The following is a 21,525-nucleotide window of genomic DNA, read 5'->3' as shown; positions in this document are numbered from 1 at the left end:
GCTAGAGGGGCGTGATCCGCAGGTTGTCGAAGCAGACCGGCGCATCCCATTCGTTGAAGCCCAGGTGCTCGTGCCCCGGTCCGGAGAGCGGCTCGGGATCGCTGAGCTCCAGGTACTCGACGCCGTTCACCGACCAGGAGAGCGTTTTTCCATCATGGCGCTCGATCCGGAAGCGGTACGGCTGCCCCGGAGCGACAGGGCGCGCTCGCTCGTCATCGCTGTCCGGATCGACGTCGATCTCCAGCCGACCTTCGTCGTGCTCGTCGAGCCGGGCGAGCACGTGCTTCGTGTTCTTCCACCCGCCGAGGATCACGAGGTAGCTCGTCGCGTTCGTGTAGCTCGCCGCCGTCGCACCGCTCCGCCCATCTCCCCAGAGCTCCGCCTTCAGATCGCCGTCGGGGGCCTCGGCGATGGCGTCGAACTCGATCCGCGCGTTCTCCGGCAGCGGCCGCTTCAGCCACACGCCGCGGTTCCTCGCGGCGCGCGCGCAGAGCCGCCCATCCTCGATCTTCCAGCTGGGGCTGAGCGCGTTCCAGTCGGGGCCAAGCGCCGACCGGTTGAAGTCGTCCTCGAACACGCCCGCGCCCCTCGCGCCCTGGACCGCCCCCGCCGCCCCGGGGGGCGCCGACGCCGCGACCGCCCCGGCCGGCCGCGTGCTCGCGTCGCCTGTGGCCGGCCCTTCGGGGACGCACGACGCGCTCGCGAGCAGCCCGGGGACTGCGAAGACGCTGACGGCGGCGCGGCCAGAGAGCACGGAATCGATGCTAGCAGCGGCGCGCGCGGACTTCGAGGGCCGCTCGCGGACGTCATCGTCAGGGGGGACGACGCTGCGCTGTCGGCCCGGGCGCACCGCGTTCGCCCGATGCGGCCGGACAAGCGTCTACGAGCGCCTTGGCCCGCTGCGTCATGCCCGAGAGACGGCGCTTGATGGTGCCCAATCCCAGGCGTAAGGAGAGGCGCCATGCACCCCATCCTGTTTCGCGTCCCGCTGCCCGTGTGGACCGTGCCCCTGCTCTGGGTCTTCCTGATCGCTGCGGGCATCGCTTTCGCGGGCGCGATCGGGCTGTTCCTCGCGAAGAACAAACCGGCCGCAGCCGCGGCGGGCATCGCCGGGGTCGCGCTCGCCGCCCTCGCCTCCCAGTTCAAGGGGCAGACCTACACCCTGGGTCCGCTGCCCATCTACAGCTACGGCGTCATGCTCGGCCTCTCGCTCGTCGTGGGCTGGTACCTGACGCTCGGGCTCGCGGAGCGCGACGGCCTGCCGAAGGAGACGATGGCCAACTGCTACGTCGTCACCGCGCTCGCAGCGGTCGTCGGCTCGCGCGTGCTCTACATCCTCACGAACCTCGACGAGTTCGACTCGCTCGGCGCGATGTTCGACATCCGCCGCGGCGGGCTCGTGGCGTACGGCGGGTTCCTGGGCGGCTTCATCGGCTCCTACCTGTTCCTGCGCTCTCATCGCATCCCGCTGCTCCCGTGGGCCGACGTCGCCGTCCCGAGCCTGGCCTCGGGGCTCATGATCACGCGCATCGGGTGCTACCTCTTCGGCTGCGATTTCGGCCGGCCGCTCGGCGAGACGGCGCCGGCCTGGCTCAAGAAGCTCGGCACGTTCCCGCACTGGCCCGAAGGCACGCTGGACCACGGCAGCGGGTCCCCGGCGTGGGTGCAGCACGTCAAGGAGCGCGGGCTCGATCCGACCGCCGAGGCGTCGCTCGCCGTGCACCCGACGCAGATCTACGAGGCGCTCGTCGGCGCAGGGCTGCTCACGCTCCTGCTCCTCGCGCGAAGGCGGCAGAAGTTCCGCGGAGAGATCTTCCTCCTCTTCACGTTCTCGTACGGCGTCTGCCGCTACCTGCTCGAGCTCCTGCGCGACGACGCGGAGCGCGGCTCGATCCCGCCCTCGCTCCCGGAGCACGTGCTGCTCCCCGCCGGCCTCGTCATCTTCGCCGTGGGGTACACGATCGGCTTCTCCCACGTCATCCGCGACAACGTCGTGCGCAAGGTGACGCAGGCGCTCGCCTTCGTCCCGGCGATCGCCCTGTACGTGGTCCTCAAGCCCGAGACGTTCGGCGCGTCCGCGACGATCCAGTATTCGACCTCCCAGGCCGTCGCGCTGGCGACCGGGCTGGCCGCGTCGATCGCGTTCGCGATCTACTACAAGGCCGCCCTCGACCACCCGGAGCAGGCGATGGCGCTCAACCTCCCGGACAGCCCCGGCGCCGCCGCGGACAGGGCCGCAGATGACGACGAGGACGAGGACGACGACGACGAGCCGGGCGACGACGAGGACGAGGACGACAAGGCGGGCGAGAAACGAAGCTCGCCGGCGAAGGCCAGCGACAAGCGGTCGCGGGCCAAGCGCGGCAGCGCGAAGGACGAGGGCCAGGCGACGGCCCGCGAGCGCGGCGCCGCCGCGGAGGCGCCCGACACCACCGGAGAGGCATAGGCTGTGAAGATCGCATTCGGAGAGGGCAAGCTCATACCGGCCGTCGTGCAGGACCGGCTGACAGGACAGGTGCGGATGCTCGCGTACATGACGCGGGAGTCGCTCGCCCGGACGCTCGAGACGGGGCGCGCGACCTTCTTCAGCCGGTCGCGCGGCGAGCTCTGGGAGAAGGGGGCGACGAGCGGCAACACGCTGGCGGTGACGAGCGTCCACGCCGACTGCGACGGGGACGCGCTCCTGATCCTCGCCGAGCCCCGCGGCCCGACATGCCACACGGGGAGCTCGAGCTGCTTCTTCCGGCAGGTCGACGCCCGCGGCGACGATGAGCCGGAGGCCGCCGACGCGGGGCAGGACGCGACCGCGCTGCTCGAGGCGCTCGAGCGGGAGATCGAGGCGCGCAAGGCGTCCTCGGCGACGAAGAGCTACACCCGGAAGCTGCTCGACGGCGGCGCGCCGCTCATCGGCGCGAAGCTCCGTGAGGAGGCCGGCGAGCTCGCGCAGGCGATCGCCGGGGAGACCGCGGAGCGCGTGGCGTCCGAGGCGGCCGACGTGATCTACCACCTCCTGGTCGGCCTCGCGTCGCGCGGCGTCCCGCTGCGCGCGGTCCTCTCGGCGCTCGCGTCGCGCGTGGGCACGAGCGGCCTCGTCGAGAAGGCGCAGCGCGCGCAGAAGCAGACGTCGGGGGAGCCGTGACAGGCCACGCGCCGCCGCGTCAGCGCGTCGGCTCGTGCTCCGCGCACCGCTGGAAACAGTCGGCGAGCCGCCGAGAGCTGTCGGACCGTACCTCGTCACAGCTCGCGTCGGCATAGCAGGCGAGCCTGCACCGCGATGCGCCCTCGCACGCGTCGGCTCCGAGCTCCTCGCCCCGACACTCCCAGTGCCTCTGCGCGCCCCGCTCGCACAGGGGGCCGAGCACAGGCACCCTGACGCCGCACACAGCCAGCGCCTGCTGCTCGCGCTCGCAGCTCGTGGGCTCGGCGGCGTCCCTGTCCGCCGCGCATTTCAGGTCCGCGCTGACGCAACGCGAGAGGCCGTCCGCCGCCTCCGGGCAGCCCCTCCGCTCGGCGCTCTGGACGGTGTCATCCATGCTGTCCAGGCACTCTTCGTACTCGACGCCGCTGCATTGCCAGCAGTCGCAGAGCCCGGCGCAGACCGAGGAGGCTGTGTCGCTGCAGCCGGGGCCGCCGATCAGGAGCGCCCCGATCGCCGTGGCGCCGGCGAGAGCGAGGCCGCCGACAGCGATGCTTCTCACATGTCGAGGGTATCGACCGTGCGCACATGGCGCAATCCGCCCGCCGCCGTCCGACAGGCCGCGAGCCGCAAGCCGGCCGCCTGGTGCTCGCCGCGCGCCTGGACGGAGCGCTTCCGCGGCCGCCGCGGCGCTGCGCGCCGGGGTGCGCCGGCGCGCTTCGCGCCGGCGAGGGATGGGCTATCCTGGATGCGTGAGCCCGTTCCGTGAGCCGCCCGGCATCGAGCTCGGCCCGCTGGAGGTCGGCCTCGGGCGCGCGGCGCGGCGAGCCATGGTGGGCCTCATCCCGAGCGGCGGCCGGCTGATCGCGCCCGACGGCTACGCGCGGCTCCTCCAGGGCGAAGGCGAGCCGTGGCGCGGCCGGTCGCATGCGGCGGGCGCGCTCGGCTCGCTGGGGCTCTCGCTGGTCGCCGGCTGCGCCTTCGTCGCGGCGACAGGCGGCTGGGAGCTTCGCGACGCCGGCGCCACCGCCGCGACGGTGGCGCTCGTCATCGCCGGAGGGCTCTCGCTGGCCGCGGTGCTGCACGCCATCGACGCGCCGCGCGCGCGGCTCACCGTGCGCGGCGCCGTGGTCGGCAAGGCCGCTCGTCGGGCGCTCCGCAGGGCATTGCGCCTCGCGCGCCACGCGGCCCGCGCGCCGGAGCAGTTCGGCCCGCGCCGCGTCGCCGGGCTGCGCAGGACGCTGGCCATGCTCGCGGATCCGCTCATCGCTGACTGGATCCCCGCGGACGTGCGCGGGCGCGCGGAGCTCCTCCTCGCCCGCGCCATCGCCGCGAGCGTCGGCGCGCGCTGGACGCGCGACGCCAGCGTCCGCACCGAGGTCCGGACGCTGCTGCTCGCGGCGGCCGATCACCTGATCGAGCCGACACCAGCCCGGCTGGACCTGCTCGTGCTGGCGGAGCACCCCGACGGCGCGCGCGCGGTCGAGCCCGAAGCGGCCGACCCCTGCGGCGAGGGGATCGATCGTGCTACGGTGCGCCGCTGAGATCTCCGGAGGCGCTGGCGGTCTCGCGAAGATCCGGTGGCTCCTCGTCGATCCCGGAGTCCCTCACGCTCCCCGGCCATCCCCCTGCCCCCCGTGCTCAGCCGCGCACTCCTCGCGCTCTGTAGCGCGCTGCTCGTAGGGTCGTGCCCAGGGCGCGCCCTCGGGCAACGCGCCGGGACCGCCGCCGGCGCGGCGCGCCCGGCGACGGCGCAGCGGCCTCACGCGGCCGCGCGCCTCCACGCGACAGGGCTGTCCGCCGGCGCGGCGCTCCAGGCGAGGCATCGTGTCCGGTACGCCCTCGATGGGGTCGAGATCCGCGGGAACGCGCGGACCGCCGCGCGCGTGATCCTCCGCTACGTCAGGTTCCGCGCGGGGGACGTGCTCGACGTCGAGGATCCGGAGATCGAGCTCACCCGCTATCGCCTCCTCGGGACCGGGTTCTTTGCCTCGGTCGGGCTCTCGCTCCGCAAAGGGGCCGAGCGCGGCAGCGCGACGCTCGTGATCGACGTGGTCGAGCGCAACACGTTCGTCGTCCAGGACCTCTGGCTGGGCATCGCTGCCGACGAGGACACGGCCGGCAACGCGCGGCCGCTCTCCGCGTTCACGGGCGTGCAGGTCGCCGAGACCAACCTCGCCGGGACGGGCATCACGCTCGGCGCCGGCGTCGGGCTCGCCGCGGACCAGCTCGCGCTGAGGACCCGCTTCGTCGACCCCGCGTTCGTGGGGACCCGCTGGTCGGCCGCGGTGACCTTGCTCTACAACGACGCCCGCGACTTCTTCGGCAACCGGGACGTCTCGTTCGAGTCTCCGCTGCTCGAGCAGCGCGAGGTCACGGGGTACGCCGTCGTCGCCTACAAGCGGTTCGGCGCGACGCTCGGCACGGGTCACGACGTCTCCTCGTCCTCGCAGCTCTCGCTCGACTACCACCTGGAGCAGATCGACGCGACCGTGCCCACTGTCGCGTCGCACATGCGCGGCGACAGCCGCGAGCCGATCGATTTCGACATCCTGGGCGGCAGGACGGTGCTCTCGTCGCTGCGCGCCGCGATCGACCACGACACGCGCGACGCGCCCTTCCTGACGACGCAGGGCACGCTCGCCTCCGTCGCTGTCACGGTGGGGGTGCCGCCGTTCGGCAGCGATTACGGCTACCAGAAGTTCGAGTTCGGCGCGCAACGCTGGTTCCGCCTGCCGCTGCGGCACGTGCTCCGCGTCGAGGCGTTCGCCGGCGCTGTCGCGGGGGACGCGCCGTTCTTCGAGAAGTTCTACGTCGGCGATCTCACCGACCTCTTGCCCGATCGGCTGCTCGACCTCGCTCCAGATCGGCGGCAGCCGCCGAACTTCCTCAGCACGGACATCATCGAGGTCCGGTACGGCGACTTCACCGCGAAGATCGAGGCGGAGTACCGCATCCCGGTCTACGCAGGCCGCGGCTCCATCTACGGCGTCGATCTCTTCGCCGCCGCGGGCCTGTACGGGCTCGCGACCCGCCGCGAGTTCACCGACGCGCCGACCGGGTACGAGGGCTTCGCCCGCGTGCCGGTCGACATCACCTACAACCTCGGTCTGCGGGTCGACACGGCGGCCGGCGGCGTGACGCTCGCCTTCTCGAACCTGCTCGGGATGATCCCGGCGCGGCGCGGTGAGCGGAGATGACCTGCTCGGCCGCAGGCCGCGGGCCGAGAGGCGCGGCGCGTGGCGCGCGGCGCGCGGCGGAAATCCCGCGGCGAGCGCTCGCCGCGCTCCGACGGCGCGCGACGCGATGGATCGAGGTGGCGCTGCTCGCGGCGCTCTGCCTCGGCGCGCGCCGGTCCCTGGCCCAGGAGCGGCCCGGCGCGGCGGAGGGGCGGCAGCCGTCGAAGGAGATCGCGGACGCCGACGCGCAGCAGGCGCTCGGCGCGCCGGCCGCGTTGCCCACCCGGGCGGCGAGCCTGACGCTCGACCGGACGATCGTGCAGCTCACCGTGAGCTTCCGCGACGTCGTCGACGGCGAGATCTCGAAGAAGCTGCTCAGCGGGCTCCCCACCGTCATCACGATGCGCGGCTACCTCTTCCACGAGAGCGGGGGCACCCCTCTGGCGCTCGCCGCCAAGAGCTGCCGCGTCGTCTACGACCTCTGGGACGAGGTGTTCCGGATCCAGCTCATCCAGGCGGGAGGTCAGTCGAGCACGATCGCGGTCAACGTCGAGGGCGTGCTCCGCAACTGCGCCGAGGCCCGGAAGCTGCCGCTCGTGGAGCGCTCCCTGCTCCGTGACGGCAGCCGCTATTTCGTCGCCGTGCTCGTCGAGGTGAACCCCATGAGCGCCGAGATGCTCGACCGCATCAAGCGCTGGGTCACCCGCCCGCCCGGCTCCACCGCGATCGGCCCGGGCGACTCGCTGTTCGGCTCCTTCGTCGGCCTGTTCGTGACCCGCATCGGGAACGCCGACCGGAAGCTCGCATTTCGAACGCAGCCGTCCCTCCCCCCGGCCCCCCCGCCGCCCCAGAGCCCGCCGCCCAAGAGCCCGCCCAGCCGTTGATCCGCTCGCGGCGCGGACGGGCAGCGAGCTCGCCCGCGGTCCTGCACCTCCCCCGCCGGTCGACAAGCGCTGCGCGGACGCCCCCGTTCGTGTCTACTCCCCTCCATGCGCCTCTTCCCCATCGCGCTCGATCTCAACGGCCGGCGGGCCCTCGTCATCGGCGGCGACGGCGAGGCGCCGTACGCCGTGGAGCGGCTCCTCGCCGCGGGCGCCTGCGTCTCGGTCGTCGCGCCAGGGCAGGTCGACGGGGCGATCGAGCGAGCCAGCCGGGAGGGGCTGATCGAGCTGCACCGGCGCACGTACGTCGACGACGATCTCGCCGGCGCGGCGATCGTGTTCCTCGCCCCGGGCAACGACGCGCTCTCGCGGCGCCTCCATCGCGAGCTCACGGACGCCGGGCGCCTCGTCTGCACGCTCGACCGCCCGGAGGTATCGAATTTCGTCAATCCCTCGGTCGTCGCCGCCCCCGGACTGACCATGAGCTTCAGCAGCCATGGCGTCAGCCCAGGAACGATACGGCGCATCCGGGAGGACCTCGGCGCGCTGTTCTCGGATCCTCGGTTCGCGCGCTACATCGAGGCGCTGCGGCGGCTCCGCGAGAGCCTCCCTCGGGGCGCCGAGCGGACCGCGCGCATGCGCCAGGCGACGCTGGGCTTTGGCGTCGAGGCGAGGCTTCGCTTCCCTGCATGGCTGGAGCGAGGCGACGAGCCTTGATGTCCTGAGGCGGCGCGCGGCGCCACGAACCGTGAAATCGAGGGCGCGCGCGACCAAACGAACGCGAAAACCCTTGTGTAAAGCGGCCTTCAAGGCTTAAGTGGGCGCCCACGCGACACTATCCGCGGAGGAGGGCTTACGGTATGCGTTCACGATCGGGCCGGCTGACGATGTTGACCTCGGCGGCAATGGTCTCTGGGCTCCTGACGCTGACGAACGTCAGCCCGGCATCCGCGCAGACGGATGCCAAGCCGGCAGCGCCGCCGGCGGCCAAGCCGGCCGCGCAGGCGCCCGCCGGGGCCACGCCGACGATGGCCCCTGCCAAGCCCGCCGCCCCCGCGGCGCAGGCGGCCCCCACCGCGCCGGCGGCGCCCGCGACCGGGACGACGCCGCCCGCGGCGGGTACGCCCGCGGCGGCGGCCCCGGCGAAGGCCGCGGAGCCCGCGGCCACGGTGACCACCACGAAGCCGAAGAAGCCGCTGACCGAGAAGCAGAAGAAGGACGAGGCGAAGAAGCTCTACAAGGAGGCCGAGACCAGGTTCGACAAGGGCGAGTACGCCGTCGCGGCCGACCTCTATCGCCAGGCCGACGAGCACGTCCCCGGCGCCGCGCCGAAGTACAAGCTCGCGCTCTCGCTCGACAAGCAGGGGCTCGCGGCCGAGGCGGTCGCGGCGTGGCAGTCGTTCCTCGACTCGAAGCCGGACGCCGAGAAGTTCAAGGACAAGATCACCGAGGCGCAGGGGCGCATCGAGGCGCTGAAGAAGACGCCGGCGAAGGTGCGCGTGGCGACCACGCCGGAGACGCCGCAGGGCCTCAAGATCGCGATCGACGGCGTGGCGCAGACGGGCACGGAGCTCTCGGTGCCGCCCGGCAAGCACACGCTGACCGTCTCGGCCGAGGGGTTCGCGGACGCGAGCCAGGAGATCGAGGTCAGCTTCGCCGAGACGCGCGACGTCAGCGTCACGCTGACGCCGCAGGCGCCGCCGCCGGTCGCCGCGACGCCTGTGCAGCCCCCGGCCCCGCCGCCGGCCACCACCCCGCCGCCGGCCCAGCCGCCGCCGCCCGCGGCGCCCGTCGAGCCGCGCTCCCCGGTGCCGGCCTACGTCACCCTCGGCCTCGCCGGCGCTGGCGTCGTGGTCGGGACGATCTTCGGCGTCCAGGCGCTCAGCGCGAAGAGCGACTTCGACAAGGATCCGACGACGAAGACGGCGGACCGCGTCGACCGCAACGCGCTCATCGCGGACATGTCCTTCGCCGTGGCGCTCACGTTCGGCGTCACCGGGGCGGTCCTGCTCCTCAGCGACGACACGTCGGCCGAGACGAAGACCGCGGCTTCGAGCATGAAGAAGAAGGCGTTCGTCGCTCCGTTCGTCAGCCCGACCGGCGGCGGCGCCGCTGCGCGGTTTACCTTCTAAGGGGACTACTATGTGGAAGAACCAGCACCTTCTCGCGGTGGCGCTCTGCGCCGGCGCGATCTCGATTCTCGGGATGGGCTGCGAGCTCATCGCCACGGTCGATCGTTCGCGCATCCCGGGGGATGAAGGCGTCGTCAATCTCTGTGCTGACGGCATGAAGAACGGCGAGGAGACCGACGTCGACTGCGGCGGCCCCACCTGCCCGCAGTGCGCGACGGCCAAGGCGTGCACGGAGGCGGACGACTGCTCGAGCGGCTTCTGCGCGGACGACGTCTGCTGTGACACGGCCTGCGACGAGGAGTGCGACGCCTGTGCCGCGGATCTCAAGGAGTCGGGCGACGAGAGCGGCACGTGCGGCCCCTCCAAGGCCGAGGCCGCGTGCGGCGAGCCGACGTGCTCCGAGGGCGTCGAGACGAGCCGCGGCACCTGCGACGGGTCCAGCGTGGAGTGCGCGCCCGGCGAGGAGAAGAGCTGCGAGACGTTCGCCTGCGATCCGGAGGAGAACGCGTGCTTCACCGAGTGCACGGAGGACGCGCACTGCACGCTCTGCCATGTCTGCGGTGAGGAGGGCGAATGCGTGCTGGCCGCGGCGGGCACGCCGGGCCTGGGCTGCGAGGAGGACCAGGCGTGCGACGCCGCGGGCGCGTGCAAGGCCGCGAACGGTCAGGAGTGCACGGAAGCGGAGACGTGCGGAAGCGGTAGCTGCGTCGACGGCGTCTGCTGCGACACCGGGTGCGACTCGGCGTGCGTTGCCTGCAACATCGAGGGCTCCGAGGGCACGTGCTCGAACGTCGCGGCCGGCGACGAGGACGGGATCGACTGCAGCGGGGCCAACGTCTGCAACGGCAACGGCGCGTGCGGGCTGGCGCCCACCGAGGAGTGCACCACGGACGAGGAGTGCGCGAGCGGCAACTGCCTCGGCATCTTCGTCTGCGGCAACTTCCCGGCGGAGGGAGGAGAGGGAGGGGGGGAGCCCTGACCTCCCCCTGACCGACCGCCGGGCTCGCTCAGAGCCCGGCGGGTCTCGCCCCTCCCGACGTGCGCTGCCACGGCTCCACAGGGAGCCGGGCGCGGTGCTCACGCCTCGAACGTCCCTCTCACCCGTGAGCTGATGCCCTCGGCGCTGGAACCCGAAGGCGGACCGAGCACCGTCATCGACTCGGCCTCGCCGTCGAACAGCCCGCCGTCGTCCAGCTCGCCGTCCGCAGCCTCCGCCTCGTAGGTGGGCACCGTCGCGGCCTCTTCCCAGCGGCTCTTCAGCCGATCCGCCAGCTTGGTGAGCAGCTCGCGCGTCGTCTCCCTGTCGGTCGCGGACAGGAGCACCGCGTCGGGGTGCCCGACCAGCAGCCGCCGCCCCTCCTCCGGCGCGATGAGGTCCGCCTTGTTGAACACGAGGACGCGGGGGATGCTGATGAGGTCGAGCTCCGTCAGCAGCGCCTCGGTCGTCTCGATGTGCTGATCGCGCGCGGGATCGCTCACGTCCACGACGTGGAGCAGGAGGTCGGCGTCGGCGGCCTCCTCGAACGTCGCCCGGAAGGCGGCGAACAGGTCCTTCGGGAGCTCGCGGATGAAGCCGACGGTGTCGGTGATCACCACCTCGCGCTCCTCGGGGAAGCGCAGCCGACGCGAGCGGGTGTCGAGCGTCGCGAACAGCTTGTTCTCCGCGAGCACGTCGGCGCCGGTCAGCGTGTTCAGCAGCGTGCTCTTGCCGGCGTTCGTGTAGCCCACGATCGAGACGACCGGCACGCCGAGCCGGGCGCGGCGGCGGCGGCGCTGCTCGCGCTGCCGGGAGAGCCGCTTGAGCTGCCCCTCCAGGAAGGAGACGCGCTCCTTCGCGCGGCGTCGACCGATCTCGAGCTTCGTCTCGCCAGGACCGCGCCCGCCGATGCCGCCGGTCAGGCGTGACAGGGAGTCGTCCTTCTGCCCGAGGCGAGGGAGCGTGTACTTGAGCTGGGCCAGCTCGACCTGGAGCTTGCCGTCGGACGACTCGGCCCGCTGGGCGAAGATGTCGAGGATGAGCTGCGTCCGGTCGAGCACCTTGAGGTCGGTGTGCTTCGCGATCGCGGACGCCTGCGACGGGGTGAGATCCCGGTCGAAGACGAGCGTCTCCGCGTCGAGCTCCGAGGCCCGCAGCACGACCTCATCCAGCTTGCCCTTGCCGAGGACGAGCCGCGGGTCGATGCGGTCGCGGAGCTGGAGGACCGTGTCCGCGACGTCGACGCCCGCGGTCCCGGCGAGCTCGGTCAGCTCGCGCAGGCTCTCCTCGGCCCGCGCGAGCGCGCCCACCTTCGATTTCTCGGCGACGTGGACGAGGATCGCCCGGCCGTCCTTGGCCGCGACCGACCGCGTGCGCGAGCGCTTCGTGAACTCGTCCTCGAGCGCCTGGATGAGCGCGCCGAAATCGACATCGACGCGGCCGACCGCGACGGGTCCCACGGTCCGGTACGGCAGCTCCGCCTGCCGGCGGCCGTCGCCGTCGCCCGCGGCGCCCTCCACAGTGACCGTGACCTCGTCCTTTCCGTGCACCGGGACGTTGTACGCGTACTGGATCGTGCGCGGCTCGCCCTGCGGGGTGAGCTGCACGGCCGCGACCAGGTCGAGCCGGAGGCGGACGAGGTCGACGAGGTCGTCTCGCGTGAGCGGCTCGTTGAAGAGGTGCGTGTGGACGAGCCGCAGCGCCCGGAAGCGCCCCTGCGCGGCGCGGAGGCGCCCGATGTCCGGCAGCATCAGCCGGGTCGCGTCGCCGACGACGACGTAGTCGATCTCGCCTGAGCGGTGGACGAGCGCGCCGACCTGGCGCCCTGTCTCGTGCGACGCCTCGGCGAGCGCCTTGATGAGCTCGGGCGTGGCGATGGTGACGAGCGGGACCTTGCGGCGGTAGATGCGCTCGAGGGTCTTGGTGGCTAGCGGGCTGAGTCCGGTGGTGTTTCCGTAGAGTGTGGGCATTCGATAGAGGAAGGGTATGTCGCTCCCACGCATTCATAATGCACCCGGGTCCGGTCCGCGAGCAGGGCCCCTGCAGATCGTCGCGCGGAGCCTCCATTTTCTCGCCGCGCGTCGCCGTCTCCCATCTGCCTCCAATCCGTCTGCCGCCGTTTCCCCCAACCCTCCTCACCTGCTCGGCGCGCGGCGGGTTGCCGGCGATGGCCCGTGTTCCCCGTACGCCGCCAACTTCCTGTAGAGCCTCCGCGCGCGTCGAGGCTACCCTGCGCGCGATGGCTATCCTGACCCCGCTCTCGCTCGCGGATGCACGCCGCATCGGCGCGCTCTACGGCCTGGAGATCGCCGACGTGCGCGGCCTCCTCGCCGGGAGCGTGAACTCCAACTTCGCGCTGACGCTCGCCGACGGCCGCGGCCAGGTGTTCCTGCGCGTGTACGAGGAGCAGCAGCTCGCCGCGGCCTCCCGCGAAGCGCGCATGCTGGAGCACCTCGCGGCCGGGGGCGTCGCCACGCCGCAGCCGCTCCGGCGCCAGGACAGGGCGCCCGGGCCGGAGGGCCCCGCGTTCATCGCCGAGCACGCAGGAAAGCCTGTCGCGCTGTTCCCGTGGGTCGCCGGCGATTCGCTGTGCCAGGCGCGCGTCACGCCGGACGCGACCCGCCGCGTCGGCTCGGCGCTGGCGCGGGTGCACCTCGTCGGCGCCTCGTTCGAGGGGGCGAGCGCGAGCCGGTTCGACCTCGATGGCCTCGACCAGCGGCTCCGAAATCTGCGCGCGCACGCGGGCGGCGCGCAGGCCCTCCCGCCCGAGGTGGCTGCGGCCGTGGACGAGCTCACCGGCCGGCTGGAACGGATCCGCGCCGCCACGCCGCGGACGTCCGGGCCCGAGGCGCTGATCCACGGCGATCTCTTCCGCGACAACGTGCTCTGGCAGGACGGCGAGATCTCCGCCCTGCTCGACTTCGAGAGCGCCTCGCGCGGGAGCGCCGCGTTCGACCTCGCCGTCACGATGCTCGCGTGGTGCTTCGGCGACGACCTCGACCCCGCGCTCGCGGCCGCGCTCGCCGGCGGCTACACCTCGGTGCGGCCGCTCTCCGCCGAAGAGCGCGGCCGGCTCTTCCACGAGAGCCTGGTGGCCGCGCTGCGCTTCTCGATCACGCGGATCACCGACTTCGAGCTCCGCCCCAAGGGCAGCGGCGTCTACAAGGACTTCCGGCGCTTCCTCGCGCGGCAGCGGACGCTCGAGCGCCTCGGCCCGGACGGGCTCCTCGCGCTCCTTGGCATCTGATGCGCGTCTGATGCGCCGCGCCTGATGCGCCGCGCCCGCTCCGCCTCGGGTTCGGGTGGGAGCGAACGTCGCTACGTGATTTTGCGTCAAGTTCGCGGCGCCGGTCGAGGGTGGCGTTGCGCGGCCGCTGCCCGACCGTTACCTTCGCCGGATGGCACAGGTCGGATCGCTCGATTTCAAGGGCTTCATCGAGAGACGGAAAGGCCAGCGCGCGGGCGGCGGCGATGGCGCTGGCAACGCGTACGCCTACGTGTCCGATAAGAACACGCGGCTCGCGTTCGAGAAGATGCGTCCGGTCGAGCTCGCCGTGACGGCCGCGGTCAGGCTGTTCAAGACGGTCGGCAAGAACGAGCTCCTCGGCCACGCCGTCAAGGTCGGGCCCGCGCAGTTCCCCCGCGTCCACAACCTCGCGGTCCACTGCGCCGAGACGCTCGGGATCGCGATCCCGACGATCTACATCGTCAACAGCCCCACCCTCAACGCCGCGACCTACGGCACGAACGACGACTCGTTCATCATGGTGCACTCGGCGCTCGTGGACCATTTCACCGACGACGAGCTGCTCAGCGTCATCGGCCACGAGTGCGGCCACATCCACAACAGCCACGTCGTCTACCTGACCGCGATGCACTACCTGACGCGGATGGCGTCGGTGTTCGTGAAGTGGATCGTCGGCCCGGCGATGCTCGCGCTCTCCGGCTGGTCGCGCCGCGCCGAGGTCACCTGCGACCGCGCCGGGCTCCTCTGCGCGAAGAGCCTCGACGTCTCGACGCGCGCGCTCACCAAGCTCGCGCTCGGTTCGACCAAGCTCTACGAGGAGCTGAACCTCGAGGCGTTCATCGCCCAGCACGACGAGGGCAAGGGCGGGATCGGCAGGTTCGCCGAGTTCACGGCGAGCCACCCGTGGCTGCCGAAGCGCGTCCTGGCGCTCCGGGCCTTCGCCGAGAGCGATCTCTACAAGCGCCACGCAGGGCTCGGCTCGGGCGGCCTCTCCATGGAGGAGGTCGACGAGAAGGTGCACGAAGTCATCAAGATCTGGGGCTGAGGGGCACCCTCCTCGCCAGCTCCCCGACCAAGGCCGAGGTAGAACGCACATGCTCGAATCCTTCCATAGCCGCAAAGACGACGTGACCGGGGCGCTCCGGGATCTCGTGGTGTTCGCCGAGTCCCTCGGCGCCAGGAGCGTCGCCACGCGCATCACGAACGATCTCGTGAAGAAGCTCGACGCCGACCGGTTCCACCTCGTCGTGGTCGGCGAGTTCAACCACGGCAAGACGACCTTCGTGAACGCCCTGCTCGGCGCCTCGATCCTCCCCGTCGGCGTGACGCCCACCACGGCGGTCATCCACCACCTCGAGTACGCGGCCGACCCGCGCGCCGAGGTGGTCTACGCGTCGGGCGAGCGCAATTCCCTGCCCTTCGAGGACGTGCGGGCGTTCACCGTCGGGGGCGAGCGCTCGTCGGGCGCGGGCGAGGTGAAGTTCCTCGAGGTCGGCTACCCGGCCGAGCTCCTGCGCGAGCGCGTGGTCCTCGTCGACACCCCCGGGGTGAACGACCTCTCGCTCCAGCGCGCGGACATCACCTACAGCTACATCCCGCGGTCGGACGCCGTGCTGTTCCTCATCGACGCCGGCCAGCCGCTCAAGGAGAGCGAGCGGGTCTTCCTCCAGGACAAGCTGCTCGGGCAGTCGCGCGACAAGATCCTCTTCGTCGTCACGAAGCGCGACATCTGGAGCCAGGACGAGGAGGTCGAGGCGCTCGCCTACATCCGGAGCGAGCTCGGCAAGCTCGTGAAGTCCCCGGTGGTCTTCCCGATCTCGAGCGAGCGGGCGCTGGAGGGCGATCGGCCCGGCAGCGGCATGCCGGAGCTGCTCGATCACCTGACCCGGTTCCTCGCCGAGGAGCGCGGCCGCATCCTCCTCGACAACGCGCTCGGCGAGGGCCTCGAGGCCGCGCGCCTGCTCGTCAAGGGCGTCGACGCGCGGCGTCGCGCGACCGCGATGTCGCGCGACGAGCTCAGCCGCCGCATCGAGATGATCGAGAAGGATCTCGCCGGCCAGTCGCGCACGATCGAGGAGCGGCGCGCCGGCATCCGCGAGGAGGTGAGCGCCATCCGGGCGTGGGTGCGCCGCGACCTGGATCGCTTCGTCGACGACGTGCTCCGGCAGCTCCCGGCGATCATCGACGAGGCCAACACCGACGAGATCAAGGTCTACCTCGGCGCCTTCCTGGAGCGCACCTTCGCCGAGTGGGCGCAGGCCGAGACGAAGGAGATCGCCACGGCGCTCGAGACGCTCGCCGAGAAGACGATCGCGCTCGTCCGGGAGGACGCGCACGACGTGGCCAAGCGGGTCAGCGAGGCGCTCGGGGGCGACGTGAAGCCGCCGAACGTCGAGGTCGACACCTTCGGCTACGATGTCGGGGTCTTCGCGCTCTTCACGATCGGGCTCGGCGTGATGTTCACGAACGCCCTGCTCGGCGGGATCCTGGCGCTCGCCGCCCCGGTCCTGGCCGTCTACGTGAAGGACAAGGTCGAGGCCGAGACGCGCAAGAAGGCGAAGGAGATGGCGCCCGTCGCGCTGCGCGAGGCGGCCGTCCGGATCGGGCCGAAGCTCGACGAGATGATCCAGGAGTTCGCGAGCCGGCTCGACGCGTGGGTGGTCACGGCCGGCCAGGAGCTGCACCGGGAGGTCATCGAGGTGCTCAAGGCGGCCCGCGAGGAGCGGGAGCGCGTCGAGCCGAGCAGCGAGACCCAGCTCAAGGCGTGCGACGCGCACGCCGAGTCGCTCCAGGGGCTGACGGCGCGCCTGGAGGGGCTCCGGAGCGCGCTCTGGACTGTCGAGAACGGCGAGAGCAAGCCGATCCCGCCGCCCGTCTCCAGCGTGCCCAACGCGCCCGGCGGCTCGGCCTGAGCGCCGCGCGGGCCTCCTGACACAGGGGAGGAGCCGGCGCCCGAGCCGGGCTCCTCGTCCGCGCCGCCGTGGCCGTATCCAATCGTCCGGCGCTCATGCGAGAATGCGGCCGTGCAGCTCGATTTCGCAGCCCGTGAAGTGACGATCAAGCTCGTCTATTACGGCCCCGCGCTCAGCGGCAAGACGACGAACCTCGTCTCGCTGCACGGCCTCGCCGGGTCGGACGCTCGTGGACGGCTGATGACCCTCGAGACGCAGGACGATCGCACGCTGTTCTTCGATCTCCTGCCGCTCACCTTCCGCGCGAAGGACGGCGACGTCTCGCTCCGCATCAAGCTGTTCACCGTTCCGGGGCAGCCGATGCACGCGGCCACGCGGCGGCTCGTGCTCCAGGGCGCGGACGGGGTCGCGCTGATCGCGGACTCGCAGATCTCCGAGACGCAGCGCAACGCCGAGGCGTTCTTCGACCTCCGCCAGAACCTGCGGGAGAACGGCCTCGACCTCGCGCGGATGCCGCTCGTCATCCAGTTCAACAAGCGCGACCTCCCCGACATCCGGAGCGACGAGGAGCTCGCGCGGCTCGCCACGCGCGGCAAGGAGCCGGTGTACCGGGCGATCGCGACCCGCGGCGTGGGCACGGTGGAGACGTTCATGGGGCTGCTCCACCTCACCTGGGAGACGCTGGATCAGACGCACCAGCTCTCGAAGCGCCTGTCGATCAGCGGCGAGGAGCTCCTGAACAGCGCGGCGCGCCAGCTCGGGGTGACGGGCTCGGTGAACGACCTCCTGGCGAGGCGAATGGGCGGCAGCCCATGAAGCCCGACGCCCACAAGGGGACGACGGCGGACTTCGGCCTCGACGACGAGGATCTCCTCAACATGCCGAGCTCCGCGCCGATCCCGTCGGCCCGCGTCGCGGACGCGCCCAGCTCCTCGAAGCGCGACGGGGCACCGAGCGACCCGGAGCCGTCGACGCTGCCGCCGCCTGCTGCCGCGCCGGTGGTCGATCTGGTCGGCATCGGCCCGCTGTCGCTCGAGGATCTCGTGGACCGCCAGGCCCTCGGGGAGATGACGGCGTCGTTCCACACGCTGTTCGGGCTGCCGATCCGGATCCAGTCGACGAGCGGCGCGACGCTCGCGGAGTCCGGCGGCGAGCTCGCGGAGGCGCCCTTCACCGGCGCGCTCTACCAGGTGTTCCCGATCGAGTACGACGGCCGCACCATCGGCCGCTCGGTCCTCGGGCCGTACCTGCCGGAGGACGCCGCGGCCGCGGCGCAGACCGAGGCGGCGGCGCAGGCCGACGCTCCCCGCGCGGCGGAGGCGCTCCCGCGCGTGGCGCGGCTCCGGCCAGAGCGGCTCGGCGAGATCGCGGACCACCTCCGCGCCGTCCTCGACCTGATCCTGTTCAGCGGACACAAGTCGCTGCTCACGTCGACGATGCACGTGGCGTCGATCCGCGAGAGCTTCCGCGAGCTCTCGCAGAAGAACGCCGAGCTGCAGCAGGCGTACGAGCGGCTGAAGGAGCTCGACCGGCTCAAGTCGAACTTCCTGGCCACCGTGTCGCACGAGCTCCGGACGCCGCTCACGTCGATCATGGGCTACAGCGAGATGCTCGCCGAGGGCATCGGCGGGCCGCTGACCGGCGAGCAGCGCGAGTTCATCGAGACGATCCGGTCGAAGAGCGAGCAGCTCCTCGGGCTCATCATGAGCCTCCTGGATCTGTCGAAGCTCGAGAGCGGCACGCTCATCGTGCACCGCAGCGAGGTGGCGGTCGGCCCGGTGCTGTTCGAGGCGGCGTCGACCATCGCGCCGGCGGCCGCGAAGAAGGGGGTCGAGCTCCGGATCCAGGCCGAGACCGATCTCCCGCCGGTGCTCGGGGACGGCGACCGGCTGCGGCAGGTGTTCATCAACCTCGTCGAGAACGCGGTGAAATTCACCGAGCCGGGCGGCGAGGTGATGCTCGTCGCGCGCGCCGTGAGCGACGACACGGACGACCTGCCCGGGCTGGTGCTCGTCGCGCCGCTCCAGCAGGCGGTCGAGATCCGCGTCGTGGACACGGGCGTCGGCATCCCTCCCGCCGAACGTTTGAAGGTGTTCGACCCGTTCTACCAGATCGATCAGAGCTCGACGCGGGAGCACGGCGGCACGGGCCTCGGTCTCTCGATCGTCAAGCGCCTGGTCGAAGCGCACAGCGGCACGGTGCGCATCGAGCCGAACGAGCCGCGCGGCACCGTGTTCGTGGTCAAGCTGCCCACGGTCGCGGGCTCGCCGGCGAACAGCGTCGTGCCCCCCATCTTCCAATGACCGCGCGCTCCGAGTGGAAGCGCATCGAGATGCTGCGCGCCGTGCTCGGGGCCGCGGCCGGCGAGCACGTGCTCTGCGGCATCGGCGACGACGCCGCGATCCTCGCGCCCGCGGCGCCGCCGGGCGGGGCGCTGGCCGGCGCCGCGGAGCCGCTCGTCTGGACGGTGGACAGCGCGGTCGAGGGCGTTCATTTCCGGCGCGATCTGATGAGCTTCGAGGATCTCGGCTACCGGGCGACGATGGCTGCGGCGAGCGATCTCGCGGCGATGGGGGCGCGCCCGGTCGGCCTGCTCGCCGCGCTGGTGCTGCCCCTCGACGTGAGCGACGACGAGCTCGGCGCCCTCGCCCGCGGCCAGCGCGCCGCGTGCGACGAGATCGGCACGGCGATCATCGGGGGGAACCTCTCCCGGGGCGGCGAGATCTCGATCACGACGACGGCGCTCGGCGTCGCGGCCACGCCTCTCCGGCGCGACGGCGCGCGGCCCGGCGACGCGCTCGCGCTGGCGGGCCCGGTCGGCCTCGCCGCGGCGGGCTTCGCGCTGCTCGACCGCGGCATGTCGCCGCCCGGCGCGGCGGCCGAGCGGGCGATCCGGGCGTTTCGCAGGCCGGCGGCGCGCATCGACGCGGGCCTCCGCGCGGCCTCGGTCGCCCGCGCGGCGATCGACGTCTCCGACGGCCTCGCCGCCGACCTGGCGCACCTCGCGCGCGCGAGCGGCGTGCGCGTGCTGCTCGATCCTGCGGCGCTCGTGAGCGCCGACCTGCGCGACGCCGCCGCGCTGCTCGACGCGGACGCGCTGGCGCTCGCGCTCCACGGCGGTGAGGACTACGCGATCGCTGTCGCGGGCCCCGACGTCGGATCGCTCCCGGGCTTCGTGGCGATCGGCCGCTGCGCGCCGCGCGAGGAGGGCGCGAGCGACGTGGCGCTGCGCGGGCCGGAGGGGCAGCTGACGAGCGTCGCGGCGCGGGGGTACGACCACTTCGCCTGAGGGCGCGCGGAGAGCCTCGTGCGACCGCGCCTTGCGCCCCGGCCATCGCCCCCGCGATCCGGGCGGCCGGCGCGACCTGGCCTTGCGATTGCGCAAGGATGGCCTGGCGGCCCGCCGCGGCGCTCACTCGTTCTCGGCTGCGGAGCCCCCGCGCCTCGCCGGCGCGACGCTTGTCGGATCCTCCGGCGGCGCGTCGGCCTCGGTGAGCCCGGATCGGCGCGACGACGGGCGCACCTGGTTCGCCAGGTCTGCGTGGCCTGCCAGCCGGAACAGCCCTCCCAGGAACGTCGCGATGCGGCCGAACCGCTCGTCGAACAGCGCGATGGCCGTGCTCTTGGCCATCCGCGTCGCCTCGGCCTCGCGCGCCTCGCGCGCCGCGTCCTTCAGGTGGCTGACGAGCGCGTCTCGCCGGCGCTCGATCCGGAGCACCGCGTCGTCGGCGTCCCAGCGAACCCCGGCTCGGCGCGGCTTCGGCAGCTCCTTGCTGCTGAGCGCGCGCGTGACCTCGCCGGCGAAGCGCTCGATCTGCACCGGATCGTGCGGCGTGGCCTCGGCGAAGCCGAGCTGCTCGAGGGCCGCAGCGCCGTACAGGTTGGTGAGCCAATCGCGGAGGTCCGTGAGCTCGTCGTGAAGCTCGTGGGCGACCTCGTCGCGGCCTTCCCGCGGCGGTCCGTCGTCGGCGATCTCGTCCGCGAGGGCCTCATCGGCCGTCACCATGCGCTCGCGCGCGTCGGCGAGCGCGCGGGCGACGAGGTGCGCGAGGAGGGCGATGTTCGGCATCTCCTCTCCCTTGTGGAGGTAGGGAGAGAGCAGCGCCTTGATCTCCGTGGCGACCCGGTCCGCGTGGGTCTCCCCCGTTGCGATGACCGAGCTGGCGCTCTTCTGACGATCGGTAACCCGCTTGGAGGGCATGGCAGCTCCTGGGCGCGGCCTCCCGGCGCCGTTTCGCGTCGCGGCTCAGTTGCACTCGGCGGGCGGCGTGGTCCCGGCGAGGCTCGCTCGGATCTGGGTGAGCGCCTTGGCGCGCGGGGTCTTCCCGCTCTTCACGAGCTTCTCGATCCCGGCGCAGAGGTGGGATGCCGTCCCCGCCTTCGACTTGGCCTCCTCCGACTTCCCCGACTTGGTGGCGACCGCGTGGAGCGCCGTGCAGCACGCCTGGATGGAGGCACCTCCTCCGCGGCCCGTCGCCGTCCCTGTCGCCCCCGCGGCCGTCCCCGCCCCTGCCTCTGCCGCTGCTGGTTCAGCAGCCCCCACAGCGGCGGGCTCCTGCGCCGCCGCGGGCTCCTGGGTCGCAACGGGCGTCGGGGTCGCGGTGGGCACAGGATCGGCGGCCACTGGCGCGACCGATGGCGTGGGCGCGGCGATCGTCTCCGGCTCTGCTTCTTCTTTCTGACAGGCGCCGGACAGGATTCCGCAGGTGAGGACGACGAAGGCCATGGCCGAACGCGACATGCCTCGTCTTTTACAGAGCTCCGCGAAGCACAACCATCCGGCTGGCCCGGTACAAGCACGTCCGGGCGTCCCCGCAGCACTTCCCGCGCAGCACGAGGTCCCCTCCCCCACCGCCCGCGCTCACCGCCCCCCGCCCCGCCCTCTGCGATCTCCCAGGCGATCGCCCCTCGCCCCCCTTTTCCCCCAAGCCGGTGGGGGTGATGCGGGAGGGGCGGGCGGGGGTAGGGCCCCACGAATCCGAGCGCCGGCCTGCAGCGCAGCGACGCGCTTCCAGACCCGACCCTCCCGTTCACGAGGCACTAGCCGCCAAGAGGCGCGAGT

At 72.4% G+C, this 21,525-nt stretch carries 19 protein-coding genes; 14 read left to right on the top strand and 5 right to left on the bottom strand.

The genetic code is table 11. The features are described 5' to 3' along the window. Position 1: 1 nt before the first annotated feature. Positions 2–754, bottom strand: a complete 753-nt coding sequence (locus WMF42_RS02220) for a hypothetical protein (RefSeq protein WP_437689944.1) — start codon at positions 752–754, stop codon at positions 2–4. 207 nt (positions 755–961) lie between these two features. Here WMF42_RS02220 and WMF42_RS02215 point away from each other — a divergent pair, with 207 nt between their 5' ends. Continuing rightward, positions 962–2,446 carry a prolipoprotein diacylglyceryl transferase gene (locus WMF42_RS02215; protein ID WP_061606982.1) on the top strand — a complete coding sequence of 495 codons (1,485 nt, stop codon included), beginning with the start codon at positions 962–964 and terminating at the stop codon, positions 2,444–2,446. A 3-nt stretch (positions 2,447–2,449) separates the two neighbouring features. Then, the gene (gene hisIE, locus WMF42_RS02210) at positions 2,450–3,139 is read left to right on the top strand and encodes a bifunctional phosphoribosyl-AMP cyclohydrolase/phosphoribosyl-ATP diphosphatase HisIE (RefSeq protein ID WP_061606981.1); all 690 of its coding nucleotides are present in this window, start codon (positions 2,450–2,452) and stop codon (positions 3,137–3,139) included. Between the two features lie 19 nt (positions 3,140–3,158). Here hisIE and WMF42_RS02205 read toward each other — a convergent pair whose 3' ends face one another. Further along, complete coding sequence (locus tag WMF42_RS02205; RefSeq protein WP_061606980.1) at positions 3,159–3,698, bottom strand: hypothetical protein; 540 nt, start codon at positions 3,696–3,698, stop codon at positions 3,159–3,161. 190 nt (positions 3,699–3,888) lie between these two features. Here WMF42_RS02205 and WMF42_RS02200 point away from each other — a divergent pair, with 190 nt between their 5' ends. The 6 genes from WMF42_RS02200 (at position 3,889) to WMF42_RS02175 (ending at position 10,307) form a co-directional block, all read left to right on the top strand. Next, positions 3,889–4,680, top strand: coding sequence for a hypothetical protein (locus WMF42_RS02200; protein ID WP_437689943.1), 792 nt, complete (start codon positions 3,889–3,891; stop codon positions 4,678–4,680). Between the two features lie 93 nt (positions 4,681–4,773). Continuing rightward, positions 4,774–6,336, top strand: coding sequence for a BamA/TamA family outer membrane protein (locus WMF42_RS02195; protein WP_437689942.1), 1,563 nt, complete (start codon positions 4,774–4,776; stop codon positions 6,334–6,336). Positions 6,337–6,452: 116 nt separating this feature from the next. Then, positions 6,453–7,199: a hypothetical protein gene (locus WMF42_RS02190; protein ID WP_233561253.1), complete on the top strand. Its 747-nt coding sequence runs from the start codon at positions 6,453–6,455 to the stop codon at positions 7,197–7,199. A gap of 105 nt (positions 7,200–7,304) precedes the next feature. Next, positions 7,305–7,913 (top strand): precorrin-2 dehydrogenase/sirohydrochlorin ferrochelatase family protein, encoded by a 609-nt coding sequence (locus WMF42_RS02185; RefSeq protein WP_437689941.1) that lies wholly within the window; start codon positions 7,305–7,307, stop codon positions 7,911–7,913. A gap of 188 nt (positions 7,914–8,101) precedes the next feature. Then, entirely contained in the window at positions 8,102–9,328 is a 1,227-nt protein-coding gene (locus WMF42_RS02180) for a PEGA domain-containing protein (RefSeq protein ID WP_437689940.1), read from the top strand. Positions 9,329–9,338: 10 nt separating this feature from the next. Further along, positions 9,339–10,307: a hypothetical protein gene (locus tag WMF42_RS02175; RefSeq protein WP_061612613.1), complete on the top strand. Its 969-nt coding sequence runs from the start codon at positions 9,339–9,341 to the stop codon at positions 10,305–10,307. A 98-nt stretch (positions 10,308–10,405) separates the two neighbouring features. Here the strand turns inward: WMF42_RS02175 and hflX are convergent, their stop codons facing one another. Continuing rightward, on the bottom strand, positions 10,406–12,274 hold the full coding sequence (gene hflX, locus WMF42_RS02170; RefSeq protein ID WP_437689939.1) for a GTPase HflX: 1,869 nt from the start codon (positions 12,272–12,274) through the stop codon (positions 10,406–10,408). A 269-nt stretch (positions 12,275–12,543) separates the two neighbouring features. Here hflX and WMF42_RS02165 point away from each other — a divergent pair, with 269 nt between their 5' ends. The 6 genes from WMF42_RS02165 to thiL all read left to right on the top strand — a co-directional run bounded on the left by WMF42_RS02165 (position 12,544) and on the right by thiL (position 19,752). Beyond that, a complete protein-coding gene (locus WMF42_RS02165) occupies positions 12,544–13,551 on the top strand; it encodes a homoserine kinase (RefSeq protein ID WP_061612611.1) in 1,008 nt (335 codons plus the stop codon). Positions 13,552–13,702: 151 nt separating this feature from the next. After that, positions 13,703–14,596, top strand: coding sequence for a M48 family metallopeptidase (locus WMF42_RS02160; RefSeq protein ID WP_061612610.1), 894 nt, complete (start codon positions 13,703–13,705; stop codon positions 14,594–14,596). A gap of 49 nt (positions 14,597–14,645) precedes the next feature. Beyond that, positions 14,646–16,463 (top strand): dynamin family protein, encoded by a 1,818-nt coding sequence (locus WMF42_RS02155; protein ID WP_437689938.1) that lies wholly within the window; start codon positions 14,646–14,648, stop codon positions 16,461–16,463. Positions 16,464–16,574: 111 nt separating this feature from the next. Continuing rightward, positions 16,575–17,279 (top strand): GTP-binding protein, encoded by a 705-nt coding sequence (locus tag WMF42_RS02150; protein ID WP_061612608.1) that lies wholly within the window; start codon positions 16,575–16,577, stop codon positions 17,277–17,279. Continuing rightward, the gene (locus WMF42_RS02145; RefSeq protein WP_437689937.1) at positions 17,276–18,766 is read left to right on the top strand and encodes a sensor histidine kinase; all 1,491 of its coding nucleotides are present in this window, start codon (positions 17,276–17,278) and stop codon (positions 18,764–18,766) included. The genes WMF42_RS02150 and WMF42_RS02145 overlap by 4 nt, the downstream gene beginning before the upstream one ends. Next, entirely contained in the window at positions 18,763–19,752 is a 990-nt protein-coding gene (thiL, locus tag WMF42_RS02140; protein ID WP_437689936.1) for a thiamine-phosphate kinase, read from the top strand. The genes WMF42_RS02145 and thiL overlap by 4 nt, the downstream gene beginning before the upstream one ends. Positions 19,753–19,875: 123 nt before the next feature. Here thiL and WMF42_RS02135 read toward each other — a convergent pair whose 3' ends face one another. Beyond that, positions 19,876–20,664 (bottom strand): hypothetical protein, encoded by a 789-nt coding sequence (locus WMF42_RS02135; protein WP_437689935.1) that lies wholly within the window; start codon positions 20,662–20,664, stop codon positions 19,876–19,878. 45 nt (positions 20,665–20,709) lie between these two features. Beyond that, the gene (locus tag WMF42_RS02130; protein ID WP_233560940.1) at positions 20,710–21,204 is read right to left on the bottom strand and encodes a hypothetical protein; all 495 of its coding nucleotides are present in this window, start codon (positions 21,202–21,204) and stop codon (positions 20,710–20,712) included. Between the last annotated feature and the right edge of the window lie 321 nt (positions 21,205–21,525).

Origin of the sequence: Sorangium sp. So ce176 (assembly GCF_051519835.1) — a bacterium.
Taxonomy (GTDB): domain Bacteria; phylum Myxococcota_A; class Polyangia; order Polyangiales; family Polyangiaceae; genus Sorangium; species Sorangium cellulosum_G.
This window is presented reverse-complemented; position numbering and strand designations above follow the sequence as displayed.